The organism is Pseudomonas sp. ANT_J12 (assembly GCF_008370045.1).
Lineage (GTDB): Bacteria > Pseudomonadota > Gammaproteobacteria > Pseudomonadales > Pseudomonadaceae > Aquipseudomonas.
Map to the genome: position 1 here is coordinate 1 of NZ_VOBN01000042.1, position 11,770 is coordinate 11,770.

Annotated in this window: 11 protein-coding genes; 5 read left to right on the forward strand and 6 right to left on the reverse strand. The window is 58.0% G+C overall.

What is annotated here, in order from left to right; genetic code table 11:
• Window positions 1-162 precede the first annotated feature (162 nt).
• Entirely contained in the window at window positions 163-990 is an 828-nt protein-coding gene (gene cheR / locus FQ192_RS33665) for a protein-glutamate O-methyltransferase CheR (RefSeq protein ID WP_133840423.1), read from the reverse strand.
• A gap of 46 nt (window positions 991-1,036) precedes the next feature.
• Window positions 1,037-1,969 carry a chemotaxis protein CheV gene (locus tag FQ192_RS33670; RefSeq protein WP_123516618.1) on the reverse strand — a complete coding sequence of 311 codons (933 nt, stop codon included), beginning with the start codon at window positions 1,967-1,969 and terminating at the stop codon, window positions 1,037-1,039.
• An 85-nt stretch (window positions 1,970-2,054) separates the two neighbouring features.
• On the opposite strand from FQ192_RS33670, the gene flgA reads away from it, so the two are divergent.
• The 4 genes from flgA to FQ192_RS33690 all read left to right on the forward strand — a co-directional run bounded on the left by flgA (window position 2,055) and on the right by FQ192_RS33690 (window position 4,647).
• Entirely contained in the window at window positions 2,055-2,816 is a 762-nt protein-coding gene (gene flgA / locus FQ192_RS33675; RefSeq protein ID WP_149662267.1) for a flagellar basal body P-ring formation chaperone FlgA, read from the forward strand.
• A gap of 150 nt (window positions 2,817-2,966) precedes the next feature.
• Entirely contained in the window at window positions 2,967-3,293 is a 327-nt protein-coding gene (gene flgM, locus FQ192_RS33680; RefSeq protein ID WP_149662259.1) for a flagellar biosynthesis anti-sigma factor FlgM, read from the forward strand.
• A 49-nt stretch (window positions 3,294-3,342) separates the two neighbouring features.
• Window positions 3,343-3,810, forward strand: a complete 468-nt coding sequence (locus FQ192_RS33685; protein WP_149662260.1) for a flagella synthesis protein FlgN — start codon at window positions 3,343-3,345, stop codon at window positions 3,808-3,810.
• Window positions 3,811-3,900: 90 nt separating this feature from the next.
• Window positions 3,901-4,647, forward strand: coding sequence for a flagellar brake protein (locus FQ192_RS33690; RefSeq protein ID WP_149662261.1), 747 nt, complete (start codon window positions 3,901-3,903; stop codon window positions 4,645-4,647).
• Between the two features lie 66 nt (window positions 4,648-4,713).
• Here FQ192_RS33690 and FQ192_RS33695 read toward each other — a convergent pair whose 3' ends face one another.
• The 4 genes from FQ192_RS33695 to FQ192_RS33710 form a co-directional block, all read right to left on the reverse strand.
• Entirely contained in the window at window positions 4,714-6,105 is a 1,392-nt protein-coding gene (locus FQ192_RS33695; RefSeq protein ID WP_149662262.1) for an MFS transporter, read from the reverse strand.
• A 69-nt stretch (window positions 6,106-6,174) separates the two neighbouring features.
• A complete protein-coding gene (locus FQ192_RS33700; protein ID WP_178129318.1) occupies window positions 6,175-7,416 on the reverse strand; it encodes a glutamine synthetase family protein in 1,242 nt (413 codons plus the stop codon).
• Between the two features lie 217 nt (window positions 7,417-7,633).
• Window positions 7,634-8,323, reverse strand: a complete 690-nt coding sequence (locus FQ192_RS33705; protein ID WP_149662264.1) for a sensor histidine kinase KdpD — start codon at window positions 8,321-8,323, stop codon at window positions 7,634-7,636.
• On the reverse strand, window positions 8,320-9,924 hold the full coding sequence (locus FQ192_RS33710) for a tetratricopeptide repeat-containing response regulator (RefSeq protein ID WP_149662265.1): 1,605 nt from the start codon (window positions 9,922-9,924) through the stop codon (window positions 8,320-8,322). Before FQ192_RS33710 ends, FQ192_RS33705 begins: the two co-directional genes overlap by 4 nt.
• 279 nt (window positions 9,925-10,203) lie before the next feature.
• Here FQ192_RS33710 and FQ192_RS33715 point away from each other — a divergent pair, with 279 nt between their 5' ends.
• On the forward strand, window positions 10,204-11,568 hold the full coding sequence (locus tag FQ192_RS33715) for a lysozyme inhibitor LprI family protein (RefSeq protein WP_149662266.1): 1,365 nt from the start codon (window positions 10,204-10,206) through the stop codon (window positions 11,566-11,568).
• The last annotated feature ends 202 nt before the right edge of the window (window positions 11,569-11,770 follow it).

Consider the following 11,770-nt stretch of genomic DNA (forward strand, 5'->3'; position numbering starts at 1 on the left):
GATGTTGTGGGTCAGTTCCAGTGCCCGAGCGAGACGCATAAAAAAATCCGATGCCAATACAGGCATCGGATTTTGATTTCTTGCGGCCAAAGGTCAAGTAAAAGGGCTTAACTGATCGGCATTACCCCTGAGGACTCCGTTTTTATGCGCGCTGCTTTTGCATCACTTCGCCTGGTAAATGATCCCCGGGCTGCACTGGACCATCTGGTAATGATCCGGCAAACCGTTCAACGCTTCAGAAGCGCCAAGAAACAGATAACCGCCCGGCTTCAACGTGCTGTGGATGCGCAACAGGATGTCCTTCTTCACCTCGGCGGAGAAGTAGATCAGCACGTTGCGGCAGAACACGATGTCGAACTTGCCCAGGGCCGCGTAGCTGTCCAGCAGGTTGAACGAGCGAAACTCCACCCGGCTCTTGATCGGCGCCTTGATCGCCCAGCGGCCCGGCCCTTTCGGGTCGAAGAAACGCTGCAGGCGTTCGGGCGACAGACCGCGGCCGATCGCCAGGCTGTCGTACTCGCCGGTCTTGCAGTTGGTCAACATGGTGCCGGACAAATCGGTGGCAACGATCTGCGCCCCCATCTTCAACTGGCCCATGTTGGTCCGCTCGAACTCGTCGATCGACATCGACAGCGAATACGGTTCCTGACCCGACGAACACGCCGCCGACCAGATCCGCAGGCGTTGGCCGGGAGCCGCCTTGATGGCTTCGGGCAGCACCTTGTTCTTCAAGACTTCAAACGGATAGGTGTCACGAAACCACAGGGTTTCGTTGGTCGTCATGGCATCCACCACCATTTCGCGCAAACCACTGCGCGGCTGGGTCTGGATGCGCTGGACCAGCTCACCCAGGGATTTGATGCCCTGCTGTTCCATCAGTTTGTTGAGACGGCTCGAAACCAGGTACTGCTTGTTTTCACCGAGCAAAATGCCACAGGCTTTCTCCAGGAAGACCCGGAACTGTTCGAAATCCAAATTACCTGTAGACAAAGATACCGCCTCTTAAATCGTGTTGACCGCCAGGGGCAGAAGGCCCCTAGCTGATATCTGCTGCTTTGATCCGGTCGACTACCCGGGATGCCAGGTCATCAGGACGGAATTTGGCAAGGAAGTCATCAGCACCGACTTTCTTGACCATCGCCTGATTGAACACACCCGACAACGAAGTATGCAGGATGATATGAAGCTTTTGCATGCGAGGGTCGCTGCGGATCTCGGCCGTCAGGGTGTACCCGTCCATCTCCGGCATCTCGATGTCGGAAATCATCATCAGGAACTCTTCTTCCGGCTTCTTGCCCTCGTCGACCAGCTTGCGCAGGTAATCGAGCGCCTGTCGACCGTCGTTCAACGCCACCACTTCGACGCCGACCGTTTGCAGGCAACGCGAGACCTGCTTGCGCGCCACCGACGAGTCATCGACCGTCAACACCCGCAAGGACAACGCCTTGTGCTGGGTTTCGACATCGACCACACCCACCGAGATCGCTTCCGGTGTCGGCGCCACTTCCGCCAGGATCTTCTCGACGTCGATGATTTCGACTAACTGATTGTCGACCCGAGTCACAGCCGTGAGGTAATGATCGCGTCCAGTGCCCTTGGGTGGCGGATGAATCTCCTCCCAGTTCATGTTGACGATGCGCTCTACCGAACGGACCAGGAAACCCTGGGTCTTGGTGTTGTACTCCGTGATGATCACGAAGGGATTGCTTTGGTCGAGCAACCGACCGGAACCGGTGGCCATCGCCAGGTCCAGGATCGGAATGGTCGCCCCACGAATATTTGCCACACCGCACACGACGGGACTGGACTTGGGCATCAAGGTCAGTTTGGGGCATTGCAGCACCTCACGAACCTTGAACACGTTGATGCCATACAGCTGCTGACCGTCGAGACGGAACAACAACAGCTCCAGGCGATTCTGCCCTACCAGTTGCGTGCGCTGGTTTACCGAATCCATTACACCAGCCATGCCCAGACTCCTACACCAACAACGCTAAGTTGTGTTGCGACGCACATTCATCACTAAACGGCACGGCGCTTGCTTTTTAACCCGTATGAACGAACAAACGACATTTTTCCGACGCCTGACATCAACCTACCGCAATTTGCTGTGCGTGGTGTCGGCCGTTTGCTTATTTCCTGTTGGCAGCCCTGCCGTTGCTGACGCGGTTACCTTGCCTGATATGCTTATCGGCGTGACTCAGGGCTTTCTTGAATTCACCGTAGAAGACTATCTGGCCACCAGTCAAACGGAAGGCCGCTACGAAATCGAGGTCAAGCAGCTCGATCCACGCCTGCGCATGCCCATGTGCGACAAGGAATTGACAGCCACACTGGAGAGCCCGGCGACCCCGATTGGCCGGGTCACGGTCAAGGTTCGCTGTGAGGGTAGTTCCCCGTGGACTGTGTTCGTACCCGCTCAAGTGCGCCTGTTTCGGGACGTTGTGATCACCACCCGCCCCCTCAAGCGCGCCGGGATTATCGAACCCGGCGACGTTGCTATGCGCGAGCGGGACATCAGCCTGATCAACCAGGGCTATTTCACCTCGGTTGACCAGGCCATCGGGCAAAAACTTACCCGACCAACGGTCGGCGATCAGGTCATTACCCTGGTCCATCTGGAACAGGCTGAAGTGGTGCGCAAGGGCGACCAGGTGGTGATTACCGCCCGCAGTGGTACGCTCAGTGTGCGGATGCCGGGTGAAGCGCTGTCCAATGGCGGCCTGGCCGAGCAAATACGGGTCAAAAACCTCAACTCCATGCGGGTCATCAAGGCGCAAGTCACCGCGCCGGGCCAAGTGGAAGTGTCCATGTAGAGGTCAAGCTATGGCGCTCTGGCAGGTGGTTACCTAAACTGTGCCCATGCAGCGCTGGCGCATGCAGCTCATTGCACAAATGAGCCTAAAGTTTTCGCAGGTATTGCCGAAAACATGGCAAGCGTCCAAATACCCAGAGGTTTTTTTATCATGGTCATTGATTTCAGCCGTTTGAACAGCTCCTCGTCACTTACGGGCAGTACACGTACCAGCGTTGCCAAGGAAACCGCCGACGCCGGCAAATCCGCGCCGCTGAATACCCCGGCCGAACAGGCCGGTACCGTCAAAAGCGGGGAATCGGTACATCTCAGCAATGAGGCTCAACAGTTGCAGAAGGTCACTGACAAGCTGCGCGATCAGCCTGCCGTCGACAACGCCCGTGTGGCCGAGTTGAAAGCAGCGATTGCCGATGGCAGCTATAAAGTCGACAGCAGCCGTGTAGCCAGCAAACTGCTCAACTTCGAAGCCCAGCGCTAGGCCCACCGCCTGCGCCAGGCTTTTGGACGCTTAAAACCCAAGGCCAGCCATGCACGACACTAATCTACTGCAACTGATCACCGACGACTTTGCTCCAGCGCAACGCTTGCTGGAGTTACTGCAAACCGAGTCCCTCGCCTTGCACGGTCGCGACATGCCACTGCTCGAAGAGATTCTGGCGCAGAAACAGGCATTGATCATTTTGCTCGAACAGCATGGCCGCAAGCGCAGCGAAATCCTCGCCAGCCTCAGCCTGCCCACCGATCGCAGTGGCCTGGAGCAACTTGCCAGCCATTCCAGCATCGGCGATGAGTTGCTGGCGCAGGGCGATGCACTGACCGATCTTCTGGCTCAATGCCAGGCGGCCAACGCCAAGAATGGCCAGTCGATCCTGATGCAACAGGCCGCCACGGCCAATCAGCTGAAAATCCTCACCGGTGGCGAACCTCCAGCGCTCTATGATGCACGCGGCGCAACCGCGAAGATGGCAAAGCCACGTCCGCTCAGTCAGGCCTGACCCCCGTCCATGAGCACGCCCTATCAAGACGCGAAACATACTGGCAGAATGCCCGCCAGTAGTCATATTTTGTCTGGAGATTGATGAACCGTGTTCAATGCCTCAAGCGCGGAAGACGCTCCGCAACCACCCAAGGTGCTCACCACACCCCTGGAAATCTCCGGCAACCTGCGCCAGCTGCAAGACAGCCATGATCCGCTGATCATCACGTTCCATGAGCGCAGCCAGCGCTTCCAGAGCTATCTGGTGGACATCGACCGTGACAGCAACATGATGGCGCTGGATGAAATGATTCCCCGCGATGGTGAACGCTTCCTGCTGGCCGGTGAACCGTTCAAGGTCGAAGGCTTTCATGACGGTGTACGCATTGCCTGGGACAGCAACGGTCCGCTGACCATCGACGAGTCCGGCGGTGGCCGCTGCTACCGTGGCGCGCTGCCGTCCGAAGTGGTTTACCACCAACGTCGCAACGCCTTCCGCGCCGCGTTGAAGCTGGCACAGTTGGTCAACGTCGAACTGGGTGGCGAAAAGCTCAAGTCACCAATCAACGGCAAGTTGCTGGACATCTCCGCCACCGGCTGCAAGCTGCGCTTCGAAGGCGATATCACCTCCAGCCTGCAACTGGGCCAGGTCTACGACCGGTTCGTCGCTGCCCTGCCCTTTGGCAGCATGACCGCCCCGGTTGAACTGCGTTACCTGCACTTCGAAGAAAGAATCTCCACCACCTTCGCCGGCGTGCGCTTTCACAACATGAGCGGCCTGGTGCAACGGCAGGTCGAGCGCTTCGTCTACCAGCTGCAACGTGAAGCCCGGCGCTTCGACAAAGACGACATGTGATCACGCCGCATCAATAAAAAACGGGCAGTCCCTTGCGGTGACTGCCCGTTTTTTTATGCCTCGATGTTAAGGCCTGGCCTCGGTAAAGCTTTGCTCGCGACCAGCGTCCGGGTCTTCGGGATCGTGGGGATCTGTCGGATCTTCCGGGGTCGGATCGGGTCCAGGCTCAGGCTCTGGCTCTGGTTCCGGCTCGATCGGATTCTGCATCTGGTCTTGCACCACCTGCTCATCGACCCGAGGATCGAGGGCTGCCACCAGCGGCGAACTGGACATACTGTCGGGCATGGCCACGTGGTGCAGCGGTGCATCGTCGACCACATGCAGGTTAGTCACCGCTTTCGGGCGAATCCGCCACACCAGCACCAACGCGAAGAAACTGAAAAAGGCATACAGCATGTGGCTGCCGAACAGCTTCATCAGCACCCCCGCCACCAGCGGCCCGATACTGGCGCCGACACCGTAGGTCACCAGCAGCATCGCCGTCAGCGACACCCGCCGATCACCCTCGACGTGGTCATTGGAAAACGCCACCGCCAGCGGATACAGGCAGAACTGCACCAACGAACAAAGGAACCCGGCGATAAACAGCACCTCCAGCGGCACCTCCGTCATGATCGCCAGCGGCAACGCGGCCACGGCCAGGCACAAGGCGAAGCAGCGGATCAGCAGCGCCCGGTCGTACCGATCGGACAACCAGCCCAACGGCCACTGCACCACCAGCCCGGCAAAAATGCAGCTACCCATGAACAGACCGACCTGCTCGGTGGACAGCCCCTGCTGCGAGGCATACAGCGGCGCCAGGCCGTAGAACGACCCGACGATCAACCCCGCGCCCAACACCGTGCTCAACGACTGTGGCACGCGCTTGATGAAGAACCGTGGCTCCATCGGTGCCGGATGCAAAGGCGCCGGGTGAATGCGTCGAGTCAGGGCCACCGGCACCAGGCACAACGCGAAACACAGGGCGACCAGCATCAGCAGTTCCAGACCGAGGGCCGGGTGCAGGACCAGGATCAACTGACCCAACACCAGCCCCAGGTACGAGGCAATCATGTAGCCACTGAACACCAGGCCGCGCTGCTTGGCCTCTGCCTGCTCGTTGAGCCAGCTTTCGATCACCATGTACTGGCACATCATGCCCAGGCCGACGATGACCCGCAGGAACAGCCAGGCGGGCAACCAGTCGATCAAGCCGTGACCCAACACCGCCGCGCCGACAATCCCGGCACACGCCGCGTAAGCGCGGATATGCCCGACCCGGGCAATCAATCGGTGACCGATCTTGCCGCCCAGCACCAGGCCGAAATAGTTGGCGGCCATCAAAGCACCGACCCACAGACCATCCACATGGTCGGCAGCCAGGCGCAGGGCCAGATAAGTACTTAACAAGCCCGAGCCGATCAACATCATCAGCGAGGCGAAATACAGCGCTCGAAAGGATTTCCAGATTTGGCGCATCGGCGTTCCGAGCGGCTCCTTGCAGTGGGAACGGGCTATCGAAAACGATAGCCCGAAGACGACAGATCGTCAGGCCTGGGCTGCTAAAACACGCCGTTCCCAGGGAGTAATTTCATCAAAGAAGCTGGTCAACTCCATGGACTTCGAAGCGATGTAGCCTTCGATGAACTCCTTGCCGAACAGTTCCATCGCCAATTGACTACGTTTCAGACGTTCGAGGGCCGCATGCAAGGTACATGGCAATGAAAGATTATCCGGCACCACGAATTCACCCTGAATCGGCGCACTCGGTTCCAGCTCGTTTTCGATTCCGTACAACCCCGCAGCCAGGCTCGCAGCAATTGCCAGGTACGGATTGGCATCCGCGCCGGGCAAGCGATTCTCGACCCGTCGAGCCACCGGCGAACTGGCCGGAATGCGCAAACCCGCAGCCCGGTTGTCGTGGGACCAGCAGGCATTATTCGGCGAGGCAAACGGGTGGCACAAACGCTGGTACGAATTGACGTTGGGTGCAAACAACGCGGTGAAGTCTGCCATGCCGGCCTGCTGACCACCGATGAAATGACGGAAGGTTGCCGTCGGTTCACCCGCCTTGTCGCTGAACACGTTACGCCCGCTGCCGATCTCGACGATGCTCTGGTGAATATGCATCGAACTGCCCGGCGTGTGAGCCAATGGCTTGGCCATGCACACCACGGTCAGGCCGTGCTTGAGCGCGACTTCCTTGAGCAGGTGCTTGAACAAAAAGGTCTGGTCGGCCAGCAGCAGCGGATCGCCGTGTAGCAGGTTGATCTCGAACTGGCTGACACCCATCTCATGCATGAAGGTGTCGCGGGGCAAGCCCAGGGCCGCCATGCCTTCGTAAACTTCACTGAAGAAGGGGCGCAAGCCGTTATTGGAACTGACGCTGAACGCCGAATGACCGTCCTCGCGACGGCCATCCAGGCCCAGCGGCGGCTGGAACGGTTGCGTCGGGTCGGGGTTGGGCGCGAAGACAAAGAACTCCAGCTCGGTCGCCACCACCGGTGCCAGGCCTCGCGCGGCATAACGGGCGATGACCGCTTTGAGCTGTCCGCGAGTCGATAGCGACGAGCTTTCTCCGGTCAGTTCGTCCGCATCACAAATAGCGAACGCCCGGGGTTGCTTGCTCCAGGGCAAGCGGTGGATCTGCGCAGGATCCGGCACCAACGCCAGGTCGCCATCATCGCTGCCGTAAAAGCGCGCTGGCGGATAGCCGCCCATGATGCATTGCAGCAGCACACCCCGCGCCATCTGCAACCGTCGCCCTTCGAGGAAACCCTCGGCGGTCATTACTTTGCCCCGTGGTACGCCGTTCAAATCCGGCGTGACACATTCAATCTCATCAATGCCCGTCAATCGCTGAGCGAGTGAACGCTGGCCATCGGTTGTCATGACGCAATCCTTGTTGTTGTGCGAGCCGCGAACGGCGACCCGTACAAAATAGGCTCCGCCCGTTCGGAATATCAAGCAGCGGGGAACAAAAATGCGTAATTGCGTAGAGACGTGTTCAGGGCAGGTAGAGGCTGAATACGCCACCACCCAGCGGGCCGCCATTGCTGATTCGGGTATAACCACCGACGCCGTTGCGCTGATGCAACGCCGCGATCCGCCCGGCGAAGTACAGGCCAAGGCCGGTGCTGCCGGAGCTGTGGTTGATCCCCTGCACATAATCTGCCTGGCGTTCGATCATCTCCGGCGGATACCCCTCACCGTCATCGTTGATGGTGATCACCAACTGACCGGCTTCGTCGCTGACCGTGATCAACAGCGCATCCTTGGCATATCGAATCGCGTTGTTGATGCTGTTGGCCAGCACCGAAGCAACCAGCTCCCGGTCGAAGAACCCCAACGGGCTCAGCGGATCGACTTCGTACGTCGCCATGATGCCGCGACTGGCGAACACTTCTTGATGCGCCGCCAATTGCGCTTCAATAAAGTCGTCCAGCTCGTGGTAAGCCGGCTGCAACGGCATCTGGTTGACGCCGAGCTTATACAGCCCGAGCAACTGCACCAGCATGCCGTTGAGGTGGGCGAATTCGAAGTCGATAACGCCCTGCTCTTTGGAATGCTGCTGATCAGGCAAGCGCGCCAGCCATTGGCTGTGCGCCTGCATCAGCATGGCCAGGGAGTTCTTCATGTCGTGCACGGTAGAGGCAATCACCGTGGAGAAATCGAGTGCCTGTTCGCTGTCGCTCATTCGCCAAACGCCTTGCTTCGCAGCTTCTGATAACGGGAAAAACGCGGGTCAGTATCGGGCATCAGGCCGACCGTTTTCAGGCAGGCTCGACACTCTTCAAGTTCCACCGAAGGCGCACTGGCATCAGTGCCATGCAGCAGCGACTGCGCCATGTTCAGCGCAATACTGATGTTCTTCGGTTGCAGCGCGAGGGCTTTGCGGAAGACGTCCCGCGCCTCCACCAGGTTGCCGGTCTTGTAGACCCGCACGCCTTGACGGTTGAGGTCGGCCGCCGCGTTACCGGCATTGAGGATGGTCGGGTCGTCGGTCAACTTGGCGATGCCTTGCATCACCGCCGGGTCGTCACCGTAGATCTCGGCACAGTTTTTCAGCATCGAAGCGCCGGCACTGGCCTGTCCGAGCATTTGCAGTTGCTTGGCCACCAGCAGCGCCGCTTCGGCGCTCATGAATTGCTCCATGCCATCGAGGCGCATCATCGCTTGTTCGGTGAGCTTCTCGGCCGTCTCTGCATCGTTGAGCAGCAGGCTGGTGGCTTTCATCAGCCGCGCACGAATCTGCAGGCCGGGGTCGGAGGGATTCTCCTTGGCCACCGCGCTGAGGGTCGTGTTGATTTCCAGTCGGGTGCGGGTGTCCAGACCTTTTTCACTGCCTTTGCTGATCAAGGCGTGGGCCAGACCCAGATTGCTTTCCGCATCCTTGAAACGGGACTGCGCGCCCTGAGCCACCGCCTGACGATAGGCCTTGGAAGCGGTTTCAAAATCTTCGTTGGTCATTGCCAACTTACCCAGCAATGCTTGTCGGCGCACCGCCAATGGCGACAGGCGAATGGCTTCCTCCAACACACGCTGGGCGCCCTTGGTATCGCCTTCGGCGACCAACACATCGGCCATGCCGTCATACAGCGCCGGCATCATCGGAAACACCTTCAGCGCCTTCTCGTAGACGCCTTTGGCCTGGCTTACCTGTCCGCGCTTGAACAGCAATTTGCCGAGCCCGGCAAACGCCCAAGGCAAAGGCCGATCAGCAATGATGCTGTCGTAGAGCCGCTCCAGCGCCTCGTTCTGATTCAGGTCGCGCAGGGCATCGGCGCGGTAACGCAGGCACAGCGGCGAATAGCGGATGTCCTGCTTGCACAGCGCGATGCAGGCGTTGAGTACCTCCACCGGTTTGTTACGGTCGAGCGCCTGCAGGATCGGCTTGAGCAAGGTCTTGCGCTGCACCAGCCGCTCCAGACGCTGGGCCAGGCCGGAGCGGTTGAACGGTTTGGTCAGGTACGCGTCGGGTTCGTGCTCCAGGGCACTGAGCACCATCGCCTGACTGGTCTCGGCGGTGACCATGACGAATACACTTTCATGGCTGATCAGCTTCTCGATCATCAGGTCCTCGAGCACCTGCTGACCGTTCTTCTTGCCATCACCCAGGTGAAAATCCTGCAAGATGAAATCGTAGGACTTCTGCGCACACATGCGCAGCGCCTGTTCACCGGTATCAGCGGTGTCGACATCCTTGACGCCCAGTTCTCGCAGCATGGACCTGACGGAGCTGCGGAAATCCGAGAAATCATCGACGATCAGAAAACTCTTTTGGTGATACGACAGCATCGAAGATTTCCAGGCAATTTAAGAAGAACAACCCAAAGACAGATACACAGCTACGCCGCCCCTTCAGGCGCGCAGATGATAACGGCAGGCCAAAGGCTATCAAGCGATTTCTCTAGTTGCCGCAAGCAAAGAGAACAGCGACCCTTCGGGTTATCGGCCAGTAGTGGCGTTCCCTTGAAGCGGCGAGCGTATAAACGTGCATTTGGCTGCGTCGACGCGGGCCTTGATGCACACTTGGATGGCGACGTACTTACTCTTTGAACTCAAGGTCTGATTACTGTGTACACCAAAGGACGCTGTATTTTGTCCGTTTGTGTTCTGCTGGCTACTGAGCATGCACTGGCGGCTGGAATGGACTGTACGAAAGCGGCGAGCGCCGTAGAGAAAACCATCTGCGCCCATACCGGGCTGTATGGACTGGATACTCAAATGGGATCGGCTTATCGGAGCCTGGTCAAAGTCCAGCCCGAACTGAAAACCGCTCAGCGTGCCTGGCTGAAAATCCGTGACCAGTGTGCTGAAAACGTGGAGTGCCTCGATCAGCGCTACCGTGAGCGCTTGCAGGTACTGCAAAAGCAATGGAGTGAAGCGGTCATCTACACACCTGATGACGTCGACAGGTTGGTCTCAGAGGACTTGCGGCAAGCCATACAAAAAGCAGGCACCGTCGATGCTGAGTTCCCGTTGGAAAAGATATTGGACTCACTTGCGGTCAAAACAGGTACCACTGACTTTTCAGACGTGGCGGATGACGACAACGCTGCCGACGAGTATCACTTTCCGAAAACGATCCCGGCGGGTGTGACGCCAGACGAGTGGAAGGCTTTGACCGCCTCTAAAATCAGGGGAGAAGACGGCAATAGTTCTTACACCTTGATAGACCTGGACGGCGATGGACTGCGAGACCTTGTCGTCGATAACTACACAGGCGGTACCGGGTTATTTTCTTTTATAGAAACGTTTCGCCGTTCCGGAGATGTATTTGTCAGAAGGACACTGGCTTTCGACTCTGAAGCCAACTCCGACAGCGCTCTCCTCTCCCTTAATGATCGCGGTGCAAACCAGTCCGTCAGCTGGATAAAGGCTCGCGGCCGCATTTATGCAGCCTACCGGAACAGCTACTACGGTGTTGATCACCTCTATCTTCTTGCCCCATTGAAGCTTAACGGCGCAGTGCCTACTGTGAGCGTTAACTACCGCTATAAGTTGTCTATTCCCAAGACACAAAAAGATGAAACCAGCGGCGCCACTGTTTCGTTGGAAGCCGCGCTGCATAAAGCACTCACCCAAGCTTTGGGTAGCGTGAACAGAACCGAAGCAAAAGATATAGGCGACCAGAGTCACCCGCTCTGCCCTACTCCTCCAAGCGGCGAAGGTGACAGTACTTATTACAGCTATGGCCCTGGGCATTACAGCTTCGAAATAGTCGGTGACATGCCTGTGATGATTGATGGACAGTGCTATATCGGGAGGATGATGGATTGGTTTGGAGGATATAACGTCGAGCATGGACTACACGCGCAACTGCTGCTTCGCAAACCAGATCCCGAGGGTACCGAACGTAGCTATCAGGTGAATGGGCGACGGCGTATGACCGATGTGATGACTTCGATCGACAAAGTCGAAGGAGACAATGGCAACTAGTTAGTACAATAGGCGCAAAAAAGCCCCACCAGAAGATCTCTGAGTGGGGCTTTTTTATTACGGCCACTTTCTCGCGGGAAAAAACAAAACCCCTACCTGCATACGCAGATAGGGGTTTCGGAATTTAATCTTGACGATGACCTACTCTCACATGGGGAAACCCCACACTACCATCGGCGATGCATCGTTTCACTGCTGAGTT

Coding starts and splice junctions, on each gene's coding strand:
- FQ192_RS33670 (WP_123516618.1), bottom strand. CDS start 1,969: ATGGCTGGTGTAATGGATTCGGTAAACCAGCGCACGCAACTGGTAGGG.
- flgA (WP_149662267.1), top strand. CDS start 2,055: ATGAACGAACAAACGACATTTTTCCGACGCCTGACATCAACCTACCGC.
- flgM (WP_149662259.1), top strand. CDS start 2,967: ATGGTCATTGATTTCAGCCGTTTGAACAGCTCCTCGTCACTTACGGGC.
- FQ192_RS33685 (WP_149662260.1), top strand. CDS start 3,343: ATGCACGACACTAATCTACTGCAACTGATCACCGACGACTTTGCTCCA.
- FQ192_RS33695 (WP_149662262.1), bottom strand. CDS start 6,105: ATGCGCCAAATCTGGAAATCCTTTCGAGCGCTGTATTTCGCCTCGCTG.
- FQ192_RS33700 (WP_178129318.1), bottom strand. CDS start 7,416: ATGACCGCCGAGGGTTTCCTCGAAGGGCGACGGTTGCAGATGGCGCGG.
- FQ192_RS33705 (WP_149662264.1), bottom strand. CDS start 8,323: ATGAGCGACAGCGAACAGGCACTCGATTTCTCCACGGTGATTGCCTCT.
- FQ192_RS33710 (WP_149662265.1), bottom strand. CDS start 9,924: ATGCTGTCGTATCACCAAAAGAGTTTTCTGATCGTCGATGATTTCTCG.